This is a genomic window from Pseudofrankia sp. EUN1h, assembly GCF_001854645.1.
Lineage (GTDB): Bacteria > Actinomycetota > Actinomycetes > Frankiales > Frankiaceae > Pseudofrankia > Pseudofrankia saprophytica.
Genome location: NZ_MBLN01000048.1, coordinates 23,077 through 43,491 on the forward strand (window position 1 = coordinate 23,077; position 20,415 = coordinate 43,491).

The 20,415-nt window shown below is 73.5% G+C and carries 17 protein-coding genes; 8 read left to right on the forward strand and 9 right to left on the reverse strand.

Going from position 1 to position 20,415, the window contains the following annotated elements:
* Positions 1–44: 44 nt before the first annotated feature.
* The 4 genes from BCD49_RS13915 to BCD49_RS13930 all read right to left on the reverse strand — a co-directional run bounded on the left by BCD49_RS13915 (position 45) and on the right by BCD49_RS13930 (position 4,094).
* A complete protein-coding gene (locus BCD49_RS13915; protein WP_051466217.1) occupies positions 45–488 on the reverse strand; it encodes a hypothetical protein in 444 nt (147 codons plus the stop codon).
* Between the two features lie 202 nt (positions 489–690).
* The gene (locus BCD49_RS13920) at positions 691–927 is read right to left on the reverse strand and encodes a hypothetical protein (RefSeq protein ID WP_007516008.1); all 237 of its coding nucleotides are present in this window, start codon (positions 925–927) and stop codon (positions 691–693) included.
* Positions 928–1,179: 252 nt separating this feature from the next.
* A complete protein-coding gene (locus BCD49_RS13925; RefSeq protein WP_007516007.1) occupies positions 1,180–1,893 on the reverse strand; it encodes a response regulator in 714 nt (237 codons plus the stop codon).
* On the reverse strand, positions 1,890–4,094 hold the full coding sequence (locus BCD49_RS13930) for a sensor histidine kinase (RefSeq protein WP_007516006.1): 2,205 nt from the start codon (positions 4,092–4,094) through the stop codon (positions 1,890–1,892). Before BCD49_RS13930 ends, BCD49_RS13925 begins: the two co-directional genes overlap by 4 nt.
* 224 nt (positions 4,095–4,318) lie before the next feature.
* On the opposite strand from BCD49_RS13930, the gene BCD49_RS13935 reads away from it, so the two are divergent.
* The 4 genes from BCD49_RS13935 to BCD49_RS13950 all read left to right on the forward strand — a co-directional run bounded on the left by BCD49_RS13935 (position 4,319) and on the right by BCD49_RS13950 (position 9,030).
* Positions 4,319–5,191, forward strand: a complete 873-nt coding sequence (locus BCD49_RS13935; protein WP_007516005.1) for a hypothetical protein — start codon at positions 4,319–4,321, stop codon at positions 5,189–5,191.
* A 194-nt stretch (positions 5,192–5,385) separates the two neighbouring features.
* A complete protein-coding gene (locus tag BCD49_RS13940; RefSeq protein ID WP_007516004.1) occupies positions 5,386–6,132 on the forward strand; it encodes a DUF4386 family protein in 747 nt (248 codons plus the stop codon).
* A gap of 176 nt (positions 6,133–6,308) precedes the next feature.
* Entirely contained in the window at positions 6,309–7,610 is a 1,302-nt protein-coding gene (locus tag BCD49_RS13945) for a M16 family metallopeptidase (RefSeq protein WP_007516003.1), read from the forward strand.
* Positions 7,611–7,668: 58 nt separating this feature from the next.
* Positions 7,669–9,030 (forward strand): M16 family metallopeptidase, encoded by a 1,362-nt coding sequence (locus BCD49_RS13950; protein ID WP_071041554.1) that lies wholly within the window; start codon positions 7,669–7,671, stop codon positions 9,028–9,030.
* 123 nt (positions 9,031–9,153) lie between these two features.
* Here BCD49_RS13950 and BCD49_RS46140 read toward each other — a convergent pair whose 3' ends face one another.
* The gene (locus BCD49_RS46140; RefSeq protein ID WP_335341691.1) at positions 9,154–9,579 is read right to left on the reverse strand and encodes an ANTAR domain-containing protein; all 426 of its coding nucleotides are present in this window, start codon (positions 9,577–9,579) and stop codon (positions 9,154–9,156) included.
* A 1,002-nt stretch (positions 9,580–10,581) separates the two neighbouring features.
* On the reverse strand, positions 10,582–10,821 hold the full coding sequence (locus tag BCD49_RS13960; protein ID WP_007515999.1) for a mycoredoxin: 240 nt from the start codon (positions 10,819–10,821) through the stop codon (positions 10,582–10,584).
* Between the two features lie 194 nt (positions 10,822–11,015).
* On the opposite strand from BCD49_RS13960, the gene BCD49_RS13965 reads away from it, so the two are divergent.
* The 4 genes from BCD49_RS13965 (at position 11,016) to BCD49_RS13980 (ending at position 16,459) form a co-directional block, all read left to right on the forward strand.
* Positions 11,016–13,346 (forward strand): ATP-dependent DNA helicase UvrD2, encoded by a 2,331-nt coding sequence (locus BCD49_RS13965; RefSeq protein WP_083401444.1) that lies wholly within the window; start codon positions 11,016–11,018, stop codon positions 13,344–13,346.
* A 577-nt stretch (positions 13,347–13,923) separates the two neighbouring features.
* Positions 13,924–14,247 (forward strand): hypothetical protein, encoded by a 324-nt coding sequence (locus BCD49_RS43130; RefSeq protein ID WP_131803457.1) that lies wholly within the window; start codon positions 13,924–13,926, stop codon positions 14,245–14,247.
* A gap of 91 nt (positions 14,248–14,338) precedes the next feature.
* On the forward strand, positions 14,339–14,632 hold the full coding sequence (locus tag BCD49_RS13975) for a WhiB family transcriptional regulator (protein ID WP_035924614.1): 294 nt from the start codon (positions 14,339–14,341) through the stop codon (positions 14,630–14,632).
* Between the two features lie 219 nt (positions 14,633–14,851).
* Positions 14,852–16,459 (forward strand): alkaline phosphatase family protein, encoded by a 1,608-nt coding sequence (locus tag BCD49_RS13980; protein WP_106410428.1) that lies wholly within the window; start codon positions 14,852–14,854, stop codon positions 16,457–16,459.
* 3 nt (positions 16,460–16,462) lie between these two features.
* Here the strand turns inward: BCD49_RS13980 and BCD49_RS13985 are convergent, their stop codons facing one another.
* The 3 genes from BCD49_RS13985 to BCD49_RS43520 all read right to left on the reverse strand — a co-directional run bounded on the left by BCD49_RS13985 (position 16,463) and on the right by BCD49_RS43520 (position 19,735).
* Positions 16,463–18,106: an ABC1 kinase family protein gene (locus BCD49_RS13985; protein WP_007515994.1), complete on the reverse strand. Its 1,644-nt coding sequence runs from the start codon at positions 18,104–18,106 to the stop codon at positions 16,463–16,465.
* 145 nt (positions 18,107–18,251) lie between these two features.
* On the reverse strand, positions 18,252–19,343 hold the full coding sequence (locus BCD49_RS13990; protein WP_007515993.1) for a hypothetical protein: 1,092 nt from the start codon (positions 19,341–19,343) through the stop codon (positions 18,252–18,254).
* Positions 19,344–19,582: 239 nt separating this feature from the next.
* Positions 19,583–19,735, reverse strand: coding sequence for a DUF5679 domain-containing protein (locus tag BCD49_RS43520; RefSeq protein ID WP_007515992.1), 153 nt, complete (start codon positions 19,733–19,735; stop codon positions 19,583–19,585).
* Positions 19,736–20,415: the final 680 nt, after the last annotated feature.

The window sequence follows — 20,415 nt, forward strand, 5'->3', positions numbered from 1 at the left end:
GCGCCGCCCGCGCATGCGGGCGGATGCACCGTCTGCCTGGTCTCCTACGGCGTCGCGACCGCGTAGCCCATCTGCGTCAGCTGGTCAGCGGCTGCCTCGGGGAGGCGCCGGACGGCGGCGCGGAGCTGACGGGTCAGGAAGGCGTCTCGGGATCGGGCCAGCACATCCCGCCAGCCGCCGCGCGCCTCGGTGATCCGCTCCACGATCAGGAACTCGACGACGTCCTCGACCGTCGGCCGGAACCGCCGGCCACCGGTCGGTAGGTGCAGATGACCCAGCTCGTCCTTGGCGTCCGGGCATCGGGTCAGCAGCGACGTCCAAGAATCGGACGTCGCGGGAATCTGGAGGTGCGAGTCCGGGTACCCGTCCCGCTTGTCGCGTTCGTAGTCGTAGTGCAGCAGGACCTGTGTCAGCTCGGCGTCGGCGTATAGCCCGACGTAGGACGTGACGACCATGAGGTGCTCGCCGAAGCCGTCGACACTCGTCACGAAGCTAACGTCGAGCCAGCACCGAGGCGCGCGGCCTACCGAAATCGGAATGCCTCGGGGTCCCACGAACCGCTGATTGTTCGGACGATAGCTGACCCAGGCATGGTCGGTGTTTTCCGTCGACAGTCGTCCTCCTATCCGGATCCCACTGCAGATCGTGCCGTTGAGGAACCTGCTCAGGTCGTCGGAGAACCTCTGTGTCTCACGCAGGAGGTTCACGCCAGGGGAGGAGGCTCTTGACGATATGCCAGGACCGGTGGGCCGCCGCGGACTTGAACGCTCCGGTTCTGGCCTGCTCCTCGAGTTCTTCATACGGATACCCCGCGACCTGTAGGGCGTTCAGCCACGCCTGATGCAGGTCCTCGGCGGTCACCTCGACCACGGTGTCTTCGTCGTCGAAGGAGTCGTCCTCCTCCAGAGGTATGGCGGCGGTTGTCATGATGCCCCTCCGTCTCTCGGCCGTACCTGTCCCCTGTATCCACGGTAGTACCAGGCGGCAACTGGTTTTGCCGCCCGGTTGAGCTCGTGGTCACCCCATCGTGCGCGCGTGACGCCTGCTGCCGCCGCCGCGCGGGGCGCAGCCGAGTGTTCCTGTCAGGGATCCCGACAGTATCTCCGTCTCTGGACATGTCGCCACTATAGGGCGGCCGGCGGCGATGTCAAAGAGCTGGACAGTGCACCGGGATTTAGTTCATGGATCGCCAAAACCGGCTCGGCGGGCGGCGAGAATTGCTGCGGCGCGATCTGTGGCGTGGAGCTTTACGAGGATATTTGAAACGTTGTTCGCAACGGTTTTCGCGGTGAGGCCAAGATGGCGTCCAATTCGGCCGTTGGGCCAGCCGTTCGCGAGTAGGGCGAGGATCTCCCGCTCCCGGTCGGTGAGCTCGGGGAAGGGCTTGGCGGCTGGCCGCGGTTCGGCGAAGGTGCGTAGCACCCGTTGCGCGACGTCCGGCCCGAACACCGCGTCGCCACGCGCCGCGGCGCGGACGGTGCGCACGACGTCCTCCTGCTGGGCGCCCTTGAGCAGGTAGCCGCGGGCACCGGCGCGCAGCGCGGCGAAGACGAACTCGTCCTCGCCGTACATGGTCAGCATCACCACCGCCACCGACGGATGCGCGGCCGCGATCCGCCTGGTCGCCTCGACCCCGCCGATCCCCGGCATCTCGATGTCCATGAGGACGACGTCCGGGCGCAGCCGCCCGACCAGCCCGACGGCCTCCTCGCCCGAGGTCGCCTCGCCCACGACGGTGAGGCCGTCCATCGAGTCGAGGAGCACCACCAGCCCGTCGAGCACGATTCGGTGATCGTCCACGATCGCCACGCGGATGTCCGCCGCCGAGCCCTCGGCCCCGCCGCCAGGCACCGCCGCTTCCGGGGGGCTAGCGCCCTCGTTCGTCTCCGTCATCCCGCGCTCCCGGCCAGCTGGACGCTCGTCGCGCCGACGACGCCGACGACGCCCGTGACCTTTGCGTCGTCCGTGGCGGCTGAAGTGTCCATGACCTCCGTGCTGCCCGCGGGCCGTGGCACGGCGCTGCCGGCCAGGGAGAGGGGAAGCTCGACCAGGACGCGGCCGCCAGCGGCGGTCGGCCCGGCGTTCCAGGCGCCGCCGAGCGCCGTGGCCCGTTCCCGCATCGAGGTCAGTCCCACCCCCGGCGACCAGGCGGTCACGGTTCCAGCGGCGTCGCTCGCCCGGCCGTTGTCGCGGATCTCGATGGTCAGCGTCTCGGCGCAGCCGATCGTCACCTCGCACCGGGTGGCGCCCGCGTGCCTGGCGACGTTGGTCACGGCCTCGGTCACGATCCGGTACGCGGCGACCTCGACGGCGGCGGGCAGCGGCGGCAGCGTGTCCGGAGCCGCCAGCGTCACCGGCACCGCGGTGCCGCGCAGCGTCTCACGCAGCGCCGCCAGCAGGCCGAGCTCGTCCAGGGCGGGCGGGCGCAGCGCGTAGACGAGCCGGCGCAGGTCGCCGAGCGCCGACGTGAGGTCGCGGCGCACGTCGGCGAGCAGGTTCGTAGCCCGGGGCAGGTCCCGGCCGGCCAGGTTGCGGGCCGCGTCCACCTTGCTCGCCGCGGCGGTGAGGACCGGCCCGAGGCCGTCGTGCAGGTCGCGGCGCAGCCGGCGGCGTTCCTCCTCGGCGGCGCTGACGATCCGTTCCCGGGAGCGCGTCAGCGCCTCGGTGAGCCGGACGTTGCTGGCGGCCACCGCGACCTGGCGGGCGATGTCGGCGAGCAGCCTGGTTTCGCGCGAGCCGAGCGCGTTCTGCCCGGATCGCAGCCCCACGACGAGCGCGCCGATGTCCTCGCCCTGGTGCACGAGCGGGAAACGAGCGGCGGCCTCACGCCCGGAACGGTCGGCCTCGCGCCCCGCGTCTCCGGTGTCCGCATAGGTGATGGCCCGGACCGATCCGTCGTCGCCGCGCAGCTCCACGGTCGCGCGCGGCAGGCGCAGGGTTCCGGCGAGCGCTTCCACCAGGCTTGGCAACAGCGCCTCGACGCTGCCGGCGGCCTCCAGCCGGGCCGCTACCCGGGTCGCCACCGTGTAGGGCTCGTCGCGCTCGCCGTAGAGGAAGCGGTTGACGATCCGCTGCACCCGCGAGTGGGCCGGAGCCAGGCTGAACGCGGCACCGAGGGCAGCCGCCACCGACCAGGGGCCGCCGACCGCCTGCCCGAACGCGGCGAGCACGGCGGCGCCGGCCGCGTACACCGCGGCGACGAACGCGGTGAGCAGGACGTAGACGAGCGCGCGGTTGAGCACGATCTCGATGCCGTACACCCGGTTCGCGAGCACCACGGCGACGATGACGACCAGTTCGACGACGGTGCCGACGTCGGCGATCATCTCGCCCGCCGGCAACGCCACGACGAACGGCGTCCCCACGATGGCGATGACATTGACCACGGCCAGCCAGCGCAGCACCTGGCGTAGCTCGCCCTCGGCCCGCAGCCAGCGCACCACCATGACGACCGACCCGAGCAGCAGTCCCGACGCGAACAGGAGCACCGGCAGCCATTCGGGGAAGGGAACGCCGATCGGGTTGGTGAGGTTCGCGTACCTGGGCGGCGGGTCGACGAGCTTGCCGGTCCACAGCGGCCCGAGCAGCCAGCCCACGGCGCACAGCCCGATGCTGATGGCGGCGAGCCAGCCGATCCGCCCGCGCGGGAACCGGCCGTAGGGAAAGGTCGCCCAGGTAGTCGCCATCACGACCGGCTCGGTCGCCATGGCTGCGGGGGTGATGATCGACACGGGCAGCGCGCCCGGCAGGTCGTGCCCGCCGTACACGGCGACCATCAGCCAGCCTCCGCCGGCCGCCCCCCCGGCGTGGGCGAACGCTGCGGCGAGTGCCAACCAGCCGAACGGCACCTCCGGCCGGCGCGAGGCCAGCAGCCAGCCGGCGACCAGGAAGGGAACCGCGAGTGTGATCTGGGTCCAGCCGGACCTGCGCGCCGAGTCCCCACCCGGAGCGATGACCCCACTCGGGGTGGCGAGGACGAGTACCACGCCGACGGCGACCAGCGCCAGGATGGTCAGGGCGAGGGCATGCGCAAGCCATCGCCACCGTGACCGCGGGTCGGTCGGCCGCGGCTGGTCCTGAGAGGTCACATCCACGCCTGCTCCCTGTGCTCGGGCTTCCCGGGCGCGGGTCGGTCCATGTGATCGCACCAGGTCGCACCAGTGTGGGGCACAGGCGTTCCCGTCCGGGCCGGGAAATCCTCCCGGCGCCGGCGGGACGGCGTACACGTGCCGGCGGGAACGAGGCGCCCGAATGATCGCCCTGCCACAGCGACCGGTCAGCCGGACCGGTCCGGCCAGGATCCGATCAGGAGACAACGATGAAGACCCACAGCATCGGCGGCCAGGCCCGCCGTCGCCCGCGGCCGCGCGACAACAGCGGAGCCTCGCGCGGCCGCGGGCTCTTCAGTCGACACAGCTGGACCGTCACCGCTGGCGCTCTCGGCCTCGGCGCGGCCGTCCTGCTCGCCGCCTGCTCCGACTCGTCCGACTCTGCCGAGTCGCCCGCCGCCGCGGGTACGCCCGCGGCGGCCACGGCCAACGACACCCAGGCGGCCTGCGCCGCCGTGCTGGCCAGCGACTGGGTGAACATCCCCGGGATCGATCCGGACGGCCCGCCGGCGTCCGCGGCCGAGCTGGCCGCCTGGGCGACGCCGCTGCAGACCCAGGTCACCGCATTGCGCGCCGGTGTCCCGGCAGACCTGACGAGCAAGGTCGACGTGCTGGCCACGGTTGTGCAGGGCGCGAAGGAGGGGAAGCCGGTCTCCACCGAGGACGCCTCGCTCAGCGCCGCGCTTACCGCCGTCAACGGTTGGGCGCACGACTCCTGCGGCTACACCACCCTCGACGTGACCAACAGCGACGGCACCGCCCTCGCCGGCGTGCCGGCGACACTGCCCGCCGGCCCGGTGGCGATGAAGTTCGCCAACACCGGCACCGATCCGGCGAAGGCCGGCTTCATCCTGCTGCTCGGCAAGGTCCGCGACGGCCAGACCGCGACCGCGGCCGACGTGCGGGCCGGCAAGGCCAGTCTCGAGGACATCGCCGACGTCGTCGCGGTGGCCCAGCCCACCGGCTCCGACCCGGCCTACGGCCTGGCCACGCTCAGCCCCGGCCGCTACATCGTCGCCACTCCCGTCGGGCCGCCTCCGGAGTTCGCCACCATCCTCGCGAGCGGTTTCGAGGTCAGCTGACCCCGCTGCCCCGTCGGCACCACGGGTGCCGGCCGGTCCGGCCGTGCGCCCGGGCGGCGCACGGCCGGAGACCGGACCATTCCGATTCCTCATCGCGGACCGGCGTCGCTCGACGCCGTGACCACATCCCGCGCTCGAAGTGATCCAGTCCTGGGCTGCGATCAGTCCTGGACGCCCTGGAAGGAACAGTTGCCATGCCCACCTCCGCAACGCCCGCCGTACCGCCCACCTCGCCGGTTGGCCGGCTGCTCGCCGCGGCCTGTCTGCTCCTCACCGGGTTGGGCGCCGTCCTGGCGACCACCGTTCTTCCCGCGAGCGGGGACGGCGATGACGTCGCCTCGATCGACAGGTTCGCCGCGCATGCTGGCCGGGTCGACGCGGGACTTGCCGCGGAGATCCTGATCCTGCTGCTCGGCGCGGCCACCGCCGTGACCGCGCTGCTGGCGTTCCCCCGGGCCCGCCGGCTCGCCGGTGTCGCCGGCTGGCTCGGGATCATCTCAGGCAGCGCCTGGGTCGGCCTGGTCAGCGCCGACAACGTGCGCGCGGCGGCGGCGGAGACCGACCACGCGGCCGGCGCCGCGCTGATGCACCAGCTGAGCGGCTCGGCGCAGTTCCAGGCGTTCGTCCTGTTCAGCCTCATCGGTGGCCTGGTCTCGATGGTGTGCCTCGGCATCGCGCTGTGGCGGTCGCGGGCCGTGCCCCGCTGGGCGGCGGCGCTGTTCGTCGCCTACGAGCCGGTCAACTTCGCCGGCGGCGGTAGCGGCGTCGTCGGCACCGTCGCGAACGCGCTCCTGCTCGTCGGGTTCGCCGTCTGCGCCGTCACCATCCTGCGCGGCGGTCTCCCGGCCCTCGCCCTTGGCGCGAGCCCGATCGCCGACCCGGCCATCGCGACGGCCTCGACGGCCTCGGCCACCCCGACCACCCGGGCCCCAGCCCACTGACCTTCACCTGGCTTTGGCGGACGAACCGCGTCATCGGCGCTGTGTTCCGTCCGCCAAAGCGCGTGGGCGCCCCAGGCCCGCCGGTTGGCGCTACCGCTGCCGGTGAACCGTCCTGGGCAGTAGCGTGACCAGATGTGTCCTCACGTACCGGCACCGGCCCGACGGCGTCCGCAACGATGACCTCGTCGCTTCCCTCGCCCGCCTATCCACTGGAGAAGACCCGGCTCGACAACGGACTGCGGGTCGTACTTGCCCCCGACACGACGGCGCCGGTCGTGGCCGTCGCCGTGCACTACGACGTCGGCTTCCGGTCCGAGCCGGAGGGCCGTACCGGGTTCGCGCACCTGTTCGAGCACATGATGTTCCAGGGCAGTGAGAACGTCGGGAAGGCCGAACACCCGAAGTACGTGCAGGCCGCCGGTGGAATCTTCAACGGTTCGACGCATCCGGACCACACGGACTACTACGAGCTACTTCCGTCCGGTGCGCTCGAGCTCGCGCTCTTCCTCGAGGCCGACCGGATGCGGGCCCCGAAAATCACCCGCGAGAACCTGGACAACCAGATCGCCGTTGTCCAGGAAGAAATCCGCGTAAATGTGATGAATCGCCCATATGGCGGCTTCCCCTGGATCACCCTGCCACCGGTCGCGTTCGACACGTTCCCGAACGCACACAACGGCTATGGCGACTTCAGTGAACTCGAGGCGGCGAGCCTCGACGACGCGGAGGACTTCTTCGAGAAGTTCTACGCCCCGGGCAACGCCGTCCTGACGATCGCGGGTGACTTCGCCCCCGACGACGTGTTGAAGCTCGTGGAGCGGTACTTCGCCGACATCGCCGCCCGCGCGGTGCCGGATCGGCGCAGCTTCGCCGAGCCGATCCGGTCCGAGGAGCGGCGGGGTGAGCTCGTCGACAAGCTCGCGCCCCGGCCGGCGCTCGCGATCGGGTACCGGGTGCCGGACCCGGACACCGACCTGTCCGCGTTCCTCGCCAACTTCCTGCTGACCGACGTGCTCACGTCCGGCGACGCGAGCCGCCTCGAGCGGCGACTGGTGCAGACCGACCGCTCGGTGATCGGCGTGAGCAGCTACGTCGGCACCTTCGGTGACCCGTTCGACCAGCGCGACCCGCTGCTGCTGACCGTGGAGGCCCGTCACCCGGCCGAGTCGCCGGCCGCCGGGATCCTCACCGCGATCGACGAGGAGCTCGACCGGCTCGCGACCGACGGCCTCGCCGACGGCGAGCTGGAACGGGTGCGGGCCCGCGTCGCTTCGGGGCTGTTGCGCGAGGCGGACGACGCGCTGGGTCGGGCGCTCGCGTTCGGCGCCTTCGAGCTGCACCGGGGCCGTCCGGAGATGCTCAACGAGCTGCCGGCACTGCTGTCCGAGGTGACCGGTGACGCCGTCGCGGCGGCCGCGGCAGCGCTGCGGGCGCAGGGACGCTCCGTGCTGGAGCTGAAGGCCGGGGCGGCGTCGTGACGACGAGCGAGCGCCCGGGGACTGGTCAAGGACAACTAGCGACGGGACGGCGGGGGCTTTGACGACGACGACCGAACGGGCCGGGGTCATCCCGGCCGTCCGCCCGACGGTGYCGGCGGAGCTCCCGACCGTGGTGGAGCGGACGCTGCCGAACGGGCTGCGTGTGCTGGTGGTCGCGCGCACCAGCGTCCCGCTGGTGGAGCTGCGGCTGCGGATCCCGTTCACCGGGCTCGGCGCGGACCACGCCGCGCGGGCCGAGCTGCTGGCCGAGACGCTGTTCACCGGTACGGCGAAGCGGGACCGGGTCGAGATCGCCACCGCCGTGCAGGCCCTCGGTGGATCCCTCTCCACCGGCGTCGACGCCGACCGGCTCGCGGTCGTCGGCTCGGCGCTGGCCACCAATCTCGACCCGCTGCTGGGCATCCTCGCCGAGGTGCTGACGGAGGCGAGCTACCCGGACGACGAGTTCAGCGGCGAGCGCGACCGGGTGGTCGAGGACGCCACGATGGCGCTCAGCCAGCCGGCCGTGATCGCCCGGGAGGCGCTGCTGCGCCGGCTGTTCCCCGGGCACCCGTACGGCAGCGCGGTGGTCGAGCCGGCCGTGCTCGCCCGGGTGGGCGTCGGAGCGGTCCGTGATCTGCACACGGCCAGGATCTCGCCGCGCGGCGCGATCCTGACCCTGGTCGGCGACGTCGACCCGGCGGCGGCGCACGACGCCGTCGAGGCGGCGCTGGGCGGCTGGTCCGGTGGCGAGCCCGAGGCCGTGCCGGCACTCCCGGCGCTGGCGACCGGTCCGATCCTGATCGTGAACCGGCCGGGCGCGGTGCAGACGAACATCCGCCTCGGCGGCGGTGCCCTCGACCGGCACGAGCCCGGCTACCCGGCTCAGCGGCTCGCCAACACGATCTTTGGCGGCTACTTCAGCTCCCGCCTGGTCGACAACATCCGCGAGGACAAGGGCTACACCTACTCGCCGCGCAGCGGCGTGGACCACTACCTGGCCGGCTCCCGGTTCACGGTCGCCGCCGACGTCGCGACCGACGTCACCGGCCCGGCGCTCCTGGAGATCTTCTACGAGCTCGGCCGKATGGCGGTGCTCGCGCCGTCATCCGACGAGCTGGAGGCGGCCCGGCAGTACTCGGTCGGGACGATGGCGCTCGGCAGCGCGACGGCCGCCGGCCTGGCCTCGACGCTGTCGGGGCTCGCGGGCGCGGGCATGGGGGTCGAGTACCTGCGTGACCATCCGGCGGCGCTGACCAGAGTGACCGCCGAGGAGGTGCTCGCCGTGTCCGCCGGCCTGCTCGCGCCGACCAGGCTCATCACGGTGCTCGTCGGGGACGCCGAGAAGATCACGGGCGCGGTCGCGGCGCTCGGGTCTGTGACGGCCGTGGCCGACTCGTCCTCCCAGCGGAGCTCCTAGCCAGTCCTGCGCGGGCCGGGGTGCGGCGCCACCCGGGCCAGCGACCAACCTTGGAACCGTCCCCTGGCCGCTGGCCGCCGGAATCGGTCTCACCGATTCCGGCGGTCCGCTTCGTCCTTCGCGTCAGTGGCGAGTCGGGGTGGCACGCGGTGGGGCGGGCCGGGGCGCTGAGCCCGGGCCGGGACCCGGCCCGGCCGCGGGCCCCGGTCCCGGCCGGCCGCCGAGCTCTCCCGGCAGCGCGATCCGCGGGTCGCTGACCGAGTCGACGACCTGGCGGGCCAGGTCGTGCACCCGCCTGCCCATGCCTCGCGCGGTGCGCCGCAGCCGCTCGAACGCGTCCCGCGGCTTGATGTGGTGGCGCTCGGCCAGCACGCCGATGGCCTGCTCCACGATCACCCTGGAGGCGAGCGCGTGCTCCAGCTGGACCACCGACAGCCGCAGCTTCTCGACCTCGCCGAGCTCCCGGTCGGCGCGGCGCGGCCGGCCGGGCGGGTTCAGGTCTTCGGCCAGCAGATCGGCCAGCACCATCGCGGAGATCAGGTCACCCACCGGCCGGACGTCCGTGCCGGGGCCCTCGACCACCCAGCCGGCGCTGGTCCGGCGCAGCCGTAGCTCGCCGTCCGTGGCCGGTGCCGCGCCGGGCGGCGCCGTCGACGGCTGCGCGGGGCGTGGGGCGACCGGCCGGGGAGGCGGCGCGGGCCGGGGTCCCGGCCGGGGTGGGGGTCCGGGCCGGGGCGCCTTGCCCGTTCCGGCGACACCTGCGCCGGGCAGGGCTTGGCCTGGCCCGTCGTGCCCCGCGCCGGAGACCGGCGACCCCGCCGGGGTCGTGGGCTCCGCCGACGGCGCGGGTCGCTGACCAGACCCCGGTCGCGGCGCTCCGAGTACGGCGGGGTTGGGGACGGCGCTCGTGGATGGGCCACCGGCCGGGCTCGGCGCCGCCGGTGAGGGCGCCGCCGCCGGCGATGCCGCCGAAAGGGGGGCCGCCGCGGGCGGGGCATCGCCAGTTGGCCACGCGGCACCCAGACCGTCGGCTATGCCGCGGAGCAATGGCAGCGCCGTGGGCACAACTTCGACCGCGCCACGGTCTAGACCGACCAGCAACCCGGCGAGCTCACCCGTCCGGGTAAGGACCGGCACGACGACGTGACTRCCCACTCCGAGGCGTTCGTGTTCGACCGTGTCCGCCAGGCTCGGTTCCATCCCCACATTGGTGCCAATGGCTGGGGCACCGTCAAGCACGCGGGCGACCAGACTCGCCGACCGCGGGTACTGCGTTCCCGGTTCCAGACCAGGCAGCGTCCCAACCACCTCTAGGTAGGTGGCCGTTGTCGTGGAAATTTCCACGAACCCGGTCGCCTCCATGTGGTGGAGGGCTTGCGCGGCCCGCGCGGCAGCGTCCACGGTGCTGCGCGCCTGTCCTGAGGGTGGTGACGACACAGGCCGAACTCTCCCACAAACTTCACGGGCAGTGACGGACACCGTCCCATGAGCCGGCCGTGTATGCGTCCGGAGGGCGTCGAGCACCGATTTTCTCGTTGCTCTGCGTATCCGTTATGCGGCAGAAGTGACCTTCTCGGTGACCTGACGGAGGGACGGATTCGTCATCACAGTCCCATCCGGGAAGACGACCGTGGGCACGGTCGCGTTGCCGTTGTTCGCATCGCGGACCAGTTGCTCGGCAGTGGGGTCGGACTCGATGTCGACGACCTCATACCGGATGCCTGCATCATCCATCTGGCGCTTCAGCCGCTTGCAGTAGCCACACCAGCTGGTGCTGTACATCGTGAGCACTGATCATCCTCTCGCCTCGGCCGAGCAAAGCGCGGCCTGCCTGTAGCCCTGCCGTCACGAGCCAACAACCGACATACCCGGTCAGACGGGGATGCATTCCCACGCCGCGACCACCCGCGACCGGGTGCCAGCCATCCACAACCCGCCGACGRCCCCGCCGCTTCCCACCGCCGCCGGTGACTACGTTTCAGGTCATGTCCGGTGAGCTGGCYGCCGTCTCGCGCACGTCCCGTACGTACCGCCCGGCCGGGTCGGCCGGGTCGGCTGATGCCGACCAGCCGCCCCCGGCCGCCGACGGGGCGCCCGCCGACGGCTCACTCGACGGCCGCGTCGACGGGTCCGAGGAATGGCGGCTCGACCCGGAACAACGCGCCGCGGTGCTCGCGCCGATCGGACCGGTCTGCATCCTTGCCGGTGCGGGAACGGGCAAGACCAGGACGATCACCCACCGGATCGCCCACCTCACCCGGCAGGGAGTGCCCGGCGGGCAGGTGCTCGCGGTGACCTTCACCAACCGGGCCGCCGGCGAGCTGCGCTCCCGGCTGCGGGGGATGGAGGTGGAGGGGGTGCAGGCCCGGACGTTCCACGCGGCGGCGCTGCGCCAGCTCGGGTACTTCTGGCCCAAGGTCGCCGGCGCGGCGCTGCCCGCCCTCGTCCAGAGCCGCATCCCCCTGATCGCCAAGGCCGCCGCCCGGTCGTCCCGGCGCCCCGACCGGGGGGAGCTGCGCGACCTCGCCTCCGAGATCGAGTGGGCGAAGGCCACGATGGTGACGCCCGAGGACTACCCGCGCACGGCCGAGGCGGCGGGGCGCGAGACCGTCTGGCCGGCGGACGCGGTCAGCCGGTTGTACGCGGACTACGAACAGGCCAAGCGCGCGGCCGGTGTGGTGGACTTCGACGACCTGTTGCTGCTGACCGCGGCGATCATCGAGGAGCACTCCTGGGTCGCCACCGAGCTGCGGTCGCGGTACCGCCACTTCGTCGTGGACGAGTACCAGGACGTCAACCCGCTGCAGCAGCGGGTGCTCGACGCCTGGCTGGGGGACCGGGACAGCCTGTGCGTCGTGGGTGACCCGCACCAGACCATCTACTCCTTCAGCGGCGCCTCGCCGCGCTACCTCGTCGGGTTCCCGCGCCGCTTCCCGGCCGCGACCGTCGTCCACCTCGTCCGCGACTACCGCTCGACCCCTCAGGTGGTCGGCCTCGCGAACGCGCTGCTCGGCGCGGCCCCGTCAGGCCCCCCAGGTCCCGCGGGCCCGACGAGCCCGGCGGGTGCCMGTCCCGGTGGGGACGCCGGCCGCGCCGCCGTCTCCGCCGTKGGTGGGGTGGCGGCAGGGCAACCGGGTCTCGTCGCGATGCGTCCGGACGGCCCGGAGCCGGCGCTGGTCGAATGCGTGGACGAGGCGGACGAGGCCAGGGCGGTGGTGGCCCGGATCCGGACGCTGCTCGCCGGCGGAGTACCGGCCAGCGAGATCGCCGTGCTTTACCGGATCAACGCGGCTTCCGAGGCCTACGAGGAGGCGATCGGCGCGGCCGGCATCCCGTACCTGGTGAAGGGCGGCGAGCGGTTCTTCGAACGGCCGGAGGTGCGGGACGCGGTGCGGCTGCTGCGCGCCGCGTTGCGCTCCGCCGAGACGGACCGCCCGGCGGGGCTCGCGGAGACGGTCGCCGACGTGCTGCGGGGCGCCGGCTGGCGGGCGACGGCGCCCACCGTCGGGGCCGAGCGGGAACGCTGGGAGAACCTCGCCGCCCTGCACCGGCTGGCCGTCGACCTGGTGGTGGCCGAGCCCGACGCCGGGTTGGAGCGTTTCGTCGCGGACCTCGCCGACCGGACGGCCCACCAGCACGTCCCCACCGTCGAAGGGGTGACGCTGGCCTCGTTGCACGCGGCCAAGGGCCTGGAATGGGACGCGGTGTTCCTCGTCGGCCTGACCGACGGGATGGTGCCGATCGTGCACGCGCAGACCGACGAGGAGATCGCGGAGGAACGGCGGCTGCTCTATGTCGGCGTCACCCGGGCGCGGGAGCACCTGGCCCTGTCCTGGGCGCTCGCGCGCACCGCGGGTGGGCGGCCCCGGCGGCGGTCGCGGTTTCTCGACGGGCTGCGCCCGGCCGGTGCCAGGCCTGCGGCCGCCGGCCGCCGGACCGCGGGGGCGGGCCCGAGCGGGGGCGGCGGGGAAGGCGGCGCCGCTAACGGGGCGGCCAGGCCAAAGGGGCGGGCCGCCGTGCGCTGCCGGGTGTGCGGCCAGGCGCTCACCGGGGTAGCGGCACGCACCGGCCGGTGCGCGACCTGTCCCCGCCAGGTCGACCGGGACCTGCTCAACCGGCTGCGGGAATGGCGGGCGGGGAAGGCGCGGGAGCTGGGCAGGCCGGCCTTCGTCATCCTCACCGACGCGACGCTGGAGGCGATCGCCGAGAGCCGGCCCGGCACGGTCGCCGAACTGGTCGCCATCCCGGGGATCGGCCAGGTGAAGCTCGACAGCTACGGCGCCGACGTGCTCGCCCTGGTAACCGGGCCACGCTGACCGACCGCCGACCGCCGACCGCCGACCGCCGACCGCCGACCGCCGGACGCCGGACGCGACGGCCGGATGCCGATCGCCGGACGCCGGCCGGCGGATCGCCGGCGCCTCACGGGCGCGCGCCCACCTCGTCGGTGACGGTACCGGCATGAGTCATTGCTTGACGTAACGGACGATTGGTTCGGCTCGACGGGTGTTACCCGTGGTGTCGCCTGGCCGACTTGAAAAATAAGTTGTCGCCGTTCCGAGGTCCCCCTACCGTTACCCATGAACACCGGAGCTGGTGCTCGCTGAGCGCTGGGCCACGGTCCCTGGGTCACCATCCCGCGGATCACCGTCCCAGTGATCGTCGTAGCTCCGGGTCTTGGAACCGATGACGGATGTCGGCCGCGAGAGCGGACCGGCCGCGCGAAGGGAGGCGATAGGGGTGCTCAGTGGCATTCGTATCGCGGTCTTCGGCGCCGGCTGTGCCGAGCTCGGGGCGGTCATCGCGCGTCCGCGCGAGGTCGGCGTCCTGTCAGGTCCCGCGCGCGGATCGCTCGAAACCGCCGTGGCAGGCGGTTTCTGGCGTGGACTCGGCGTGACGGACGCACCGGCCTGGCGGGGCGGGATGGATATCCCGGCGTCGGCCCTCCCGCTCATGGCGGATCTGTCGGCGGCCACCGAGCCGATGGCATATGCGCTGGCGGATGAGGCCCGTCACGGCGTCGTTCCGGCCGCGAAGCCGACCGTCGCCCCGGCGGCACGGCGTGGCGCGAGCGTCATCGCCGCGGCCGCACGGGACAAGTCCGCCTTCCAGACGGCCGCCATTGCCCACACGAACAAGCTCCAGGCCAAGACCCAGGCGTCCACGCGACGTCACCCAGACAGCAGGGGTCCGTCCCAGACGGAACCGCCGGTGTAGCCGGCACCTAGGCCAGAACCCGAGGCCGCGGACCCCACTGGGGCCCGCGGCCTTTGTGTTTTTCCCTTCTGACCGCACCGAAGAGATTCCCGTGTCGGAGGTGACACCGGTGTTCGACCCCTCGATCGTTGCCCGGATCGAGCGGGAGCGTCTTTCGCTTCCCTGCTGGGACGCTGACCCCGACCTGTTCTTCGCGGAGTCGCCGGCGGACGTCGAGTCCGCGAAGGCGATCTGCCGCGACTGCCCTATCCGCCTGGCCTGCCTGGCGACCGCGCTCGACCGCCACGAGCCCTGGGGCGTGTGGGGCGGTGAGCTCGTGGTCACCGGCGTCGTGGTCCCGTACAAGCGCCCCCGCGGCCGTCCCCGCAAGGTGATCGCGGCCTAGACCCCGTGACCGTGCGATCATGAATTTCGATCACACAGCCGACGGGTTTCCCATCATCCGTACCTTCATCGCTGGCCGCCTGGCCGCCCGCACGGGGCGAGCCAGGCGGCCAGCTCCATCTCGTACCCCGACCGCGCCATCAGGTGTTCGGTGATTCGCCCCTCGGGGGTGAGGCGCGCGTCGCCTCTCGGTACGGTGTGCGCCAGTAGTGTTCCGATCGTGCCAAGCAGTGAGCGGACCTACCCCGTCCAGACCGGCGCCGGGCGGAACCCGTCCGGCTCTCTCACCTCGTCGCGGTCCGCTCAGCGGGCCCTGGCCACGGACGTACTGACGTCCCCCGAGCTGGATCACATCGTCGACCTGGTCGCCTGGGTCGACGACGGCTGGCTGCACGTCGCCAACTCCCACGGCGCGGCTCGGGTGCCAGCCGCCGCGCCCGACGGCCCGTGGCAGGTGCTGCGCGGCCGCAACCCGGTCGAGACGCGGGACCCGCTGCACGCGGTGGGGTGCGCCGAGGCGCTCGCCGACCCGTCGCCGCCGAACGAGCGCAACTCGTACCCGCTCGCCGGGCCACGGCTCGCCTCGGTCTTCGCCGACCCGACCCGCTCGCCCGACGTCGTCGTCATGCACACCCCCGGTCACTACTGGCCGGAGCGCGGCGGCCACCTCGGCGAGCACGGATCACTCGACGCCGGCCAGTCGCGCGCTCCGCTGGTGCTGTCCGGCGCCGGTGTGCGCGCCCGCGGCCTGCTGGCGTGGCACGCCAGGGTCGTCGACGTCGGCCCGACGCTGGCCGCGCTCGCGGGCGCCCCGATGCCGGACGTCGAGGGCGCGGCGCTGGCCGACCTGCTTGCCGACGACCTCGCCGGGACGGCGCTGCCGCGCCACGTCGTCGGCCTGCTCTGGGACGGCACCAACTGCAACGACCTGCTCGCGCTGGCGGCGCGGGGCCGGCTGCCGAACGTGGCCCGGCTGCTCGCGCGCGGCTGCGCCCTGACCGGTGGCGCGGTGGCTGAGTTCCCGAGCGTGACGCTGACCAACCACACGTCGGCGCTCACCGGCGTCGGCCCTGGCCGGCATGGAATCCTGAACAACGTCTACTTCGACCGGGCCACCGGCGAGCAGGTCGTCACCAACGAGGTGAGCGTCTGGCACACCGCCTGCCAGCACCTGCGGCCCGGTGTCCGCACGGTGTTCGAGGCGATCGCCGCCGCCCGCCCGGACGCGATGACCGCGTGCGTCAACGAGCCGATCGACCGAGGCGCCACCTACTCGACCTTCGAGCTGGTCCGGGCGCTGGAGAGCCTCGACGGCGCCGGCGGGATGGCCGACCATCTGCCGCGCGGCGACGACGACCCGCACACCAGCCAGGAGTGGGCGACCGCGGACCGGGACTACGGCTGGTCCAGCCGGGTCGACGCGCTCGGGCTCAAGCAGGTGCTCGACCTGTGGGGAAGCGAGGACCCGCCGGCCTTCACCTGGTGGAACACCACCGTGACCGACACCGGCCACCACGGCGGGGGGCCGTACTCGGCCGAGGCGCGGGCCTCGCTCCTGGACTCGGATCGCCGCCTCGGCGTCTTCCTGGACCTGCTGGACGCCCGCGGCCTCACCGATCGGGTCGCGATCATGCTCACCGCCGACCACGGCAGCGAGGGCGCGCGGACCACCTGCACCGGCGACTGGGACGAGGTACTGCGCGCCGCCGGTGTCACCTTTCGGGACGAGGCCTATGGCTTTCTCTACCTCGGTGAGCGCGATGACCTCGGCCGTGGCGAGCTGCCGCCCGAGCAGCGCCGCCCCGGTGACACCGAGACCACGCGCTGACGCCTAGCGCTCCGGCTGGTCCGGCTGGACCGCCGCGGGCTCGGTGCCGCGCTGGCGCGGTGTCCGAGGTGCGCGGGGCGCGCGGGCCCGGCGCTGAGGCGGCGGGTCGAACAGGATCGGGTCGATCGGCCTCACGGTGGCGCCGGCGCCACCGCCGGGCGTGACGGCGACCGTCGGCAGCGGGCGGCCGGGACGGTTCGCCCTGGTCGCGTGCCGGGCGGCGGCCGAGCCGGGTGGCGCGAAGCCGGGCTGCCAGCGCTCCATCTCCGCCCTGAGCGACGTCGTGGCGCCGAGCTGGCAGAGCAGGCCAATCCCGCTCATCGTGACCCGGTGGATCAGCAGGTAGGACGGCGGCAGATTGAGCTGGCGGGAGACCTGGGCGGCCGGCGAGCGCCAGTCCGCCAGCCGCAGTGCCTGTTCTCGCAGCCACTGGCGGGAGAACGTGAACTCCTCCTCGGCGAGCGCGTCGAGCAGCGGGCCGAGATGTTCCAGGAGCTCCTGGGCGTCGACCGTGACGTTCGGCCGGATGAACCCCTCCCGGCGCAGCCCTTCGATCACCTCTTCGGCGGCGTCCTCCTCCGCGAGGGCCGCGGCCTTGCCCACGCCGGCCGCACCCGTGCCCGCGCCTTTCGTGCCCGCGGCGGCGACAGCGCCGCTGGTGGCGGTGGCGCGACGGGCGTCGAGCGCGAGCCGGGTCAGCCGGCCCATCACCTCGGGCAGCCCGTCCGGCAGCCGCGCCACCGCGCCGAAGTCCAGCACGCCGAGCCGGCCGTCGGCCAGCAGCCGGAAGTTGCCGGGGTGTGGGTCGGCGTGCAGCAGCCCGGAGCGCGCCGGGCAGGAGTAGAGGAACCGGCACAGCAACAGCCCCGCCCGGTCTCGCTGGGTCTGGTCCCCGCTGGCGATGACGTCCGCGAGCGGGAGGCCGTCGAGCCACTCGGCGACGAGCACGTGGTCGCTGGCCGCGAGCGGCCAGGGGATGGCGATGTCGGGGTCTGCCTGGTAGGCCTCGGCGAACGCGCGCTGCCAGCTCGCCTCCAGCCGGTAGTCAAGCTCCTCGGCGACCCGCGCCCGCAGCTCCTCGATCAGTGGTTTGACGTCCAGCCCCGGCGCGAGCGCGCCGAACAGGCGCGCGGCGCGGCCGAGCTGGGTCAGGTCGGACAGCAACGCCGGACCGGCGCCCGGGTACTGCACCTTCACCGCGACGGGCCGTCCGTCCGACCAGACCGCCCGGTGTACCTGCCCTATGCTGGCCGCCGCCGCGGGCACGTCGTCGAACGAGGCGAACAGCTCCCGCCAGTCCGGGCCCAGCTCGGCGGCGAGCACCTTGTGGATGGTCGCGGCGGGCAGCGGTGGGGCGGCTTCCTGCAGCTTGGTCAGCGCCGCCCGGTAGGGGCCGGCGACCTCGTCGGGCAGCGCGGCCTCGAAGACCGACAGCATCTGCCCCAGCTTCATCGCGCCGCCCTTGAGCTCGCCCAGGACCCGGAAGACCTGCTCGGCGGTGCGCTGCTGGAGTTCCGTCGCGACGGCCTCGGCGGGTCGGCCGCCGAGACGGCGGCCGACGCCGAGCGTCGCCCGGCCGGCGTAGCCAAGGGGGAGAGTGGCGAGCCGGGCCGTCCGCACGACGGCCCGGCGGGGGATGTCGGACACCCCCCCATCGTCCACCTCCCGCGCAGCAGGCACCCCGAATTCGGAGATCACCGGCCGGCGGGGCGGTGCGTCGACGTACCATTCCGCCGGCCACCAGACCGGACGCGAGGTCTCGGCGACCGGGTGTGGGGCGGCTGGGGCGCGGTCAGCCGGAATCCGGCCGCGTCGAGGCATCGGCTGCGCCGCAGGGGCAGTCGGCGTGTGGCCGCCAGCTGCGCCGGCGGACGCGCCAGTCGGGGGTCGCGATCTCCAAGGTTCCCGCGGCCGTGGCCGGCAGCGTCGCTGCGGTGGGCCCGGCGTCGAGAAAGGCGAGCGCCTGGGCGGCCGTGAGCGCGCTGACCTGTGCGGCGAGCGTCACATCACACGGGTCCGGGCCGCTCTCGGCGCGCCGGGCGAGCTGCATGGCCAGCAGCGGCCAGGCCTCGTCAGCCGCGTACCGCCGCAGGTGCTGGCAGTGCAGGCACGACGTTCGCCCAGGCACGACAAGCGGCCCGACCACCCCGGTGGTCTCCCGGATGCCGGTGAGCAGATGAGGCACCCCGGCGCGCGCCAGTTCCAGCGACTCGTCGGGGCGTAGCACGGGCACCCCGACCGGGGCCAGCACGACCAGGTTCGGGTGGAACGGCGCGGCGGCGTCTCCGGAGCCCCCTGGGGCGCCGGGGGCCGGCTGCCGGGTCACCCGGCCCAGCGCCGCCATCGCGGCCAGTGCGCGGGGCCGGCCAATGGCGTCGAGACCCAACCCGCCGGGGGAGACGTCGGCTGGGCCGGCCAGTCCGGCATCGTCGACGACCACCCGCCCTACGCCGGCGGCGACGAGCAGCGTGGCGATGTGCGCGCCGACCCGGCCGGCGCCCCGGACGCGGACCCGGGCGCCCCGCCGCCCGGCGAGCACCCGGTGCGCGCCGCCGGGATGGTTGGCGGCCAGCGAGAGAGCGGCGAGATCCGGCCGCAGGCGATCGCGGTCGAGAGCGGGCAGCGGCGGTTGCTCGACGCCGTCCGGCGCGGCGTCGTCGAGCAGCCCGGCCTCGCCCAGCAGACCGAGCAACGCGGCGGTGGCCTGGTCGGCGCCGGTGGCCGGCCGGGTGCCGGCACGAGAGCCGTCCAGGGCATCGAGGGCGGCGACGTGCCCGGGTGTCACCCCGGGCAGGACGAGGGCGCGGGACGGGTCGACCCCGAGCTGCAGGGTGGACCCGTCCCGCCACAGGCGGCGCAGGCCTGGCTTGAGCATCGGGCGCATGGCGCACCTCCTCGCCCGGGCCGGCGCCGCCCGGCGGACGGCGAGGCGCTGGACGCACGTCGCGGGATGTGGGCGCGGTCCCCCGGACCGCCGGCCCTGACAGCGCGCACGATCGCACAGCGCTCGCCGTCTCGGTATCCGCGCGCGCACGACTGTGGACAGTGGCGGTTTGACAGCCACGTCAGCGCGTCGTCGGCGGTGTGCGGTGACCCGCCTCCGCCGCGTCCACCGCCCGGGCGTCAGGCCTTGCCGAGGATCCGGTTGATCGTCGACCCACAGACCGGGCAGGTCCCCCTGGCCATCCGCCGGCCCGACTCGCTGATCCGCACCTCACCCTCGTAGTGGCGCTTCTCCTTGCACTTGACGCAGTAACCCTCGTAGCTGTCGGCCACGTGGATCTCCCTTCCCAGGTCCGACACCCGGCCACGTCGCCGGGCGCGGACGCCCAGTGGTGCTCGGACACGGTGCTCGAGACGGCCGACGGCGGCGCTCGCCGCGTGGCTTCGCCGAACCCGGGTGGGCTCGCGTCGGCTGGCTGCCCGCCCAGGACGAGCCGGGGGGCGCGAAGGGAGCAGGGTCGCGTCCCGGCCCCTGGCACGGGCCGTCTCGGGCGCGGGGCCGATCCTCAGCTGGCCGGCCCGCGCCCGCCGCCCGGATCTCCTGTCCACCCAGAGGTCTGTGCGGTCTGTCCTCTGGGCCTGGCGGTCACGCGGCGGCAGGACCCATCCTCCCGAGCCGGACACCAGGCGTGGTCAGTGGGCCGCTCGGCGGCACGGTCCCGAGACCACCGTCCGGGCAGCGGTGACCGCCCGGCGCGTCCGCCGAGGGTCCGGCGTTCGCCGGGGAGGAGACGCCGGCGGTGGTCCGCGCGACCCTGCTCCGGATCGTCACGGATACGTTGCGTGCGGGAGCGGGACGTCTGTGGCGAAGCCCGACGCTCGCGCTTTCTCTCCGCGAAACGACCGAACCACCGAAGGCTTCCTGGTGGTGACGCTGAGGTGATGTCAGGTCGGCCTAGTCGACGGGCCGGTATCGCCGCACGGCACCCGGGACCGGGTAGGCGGGCGGCTGA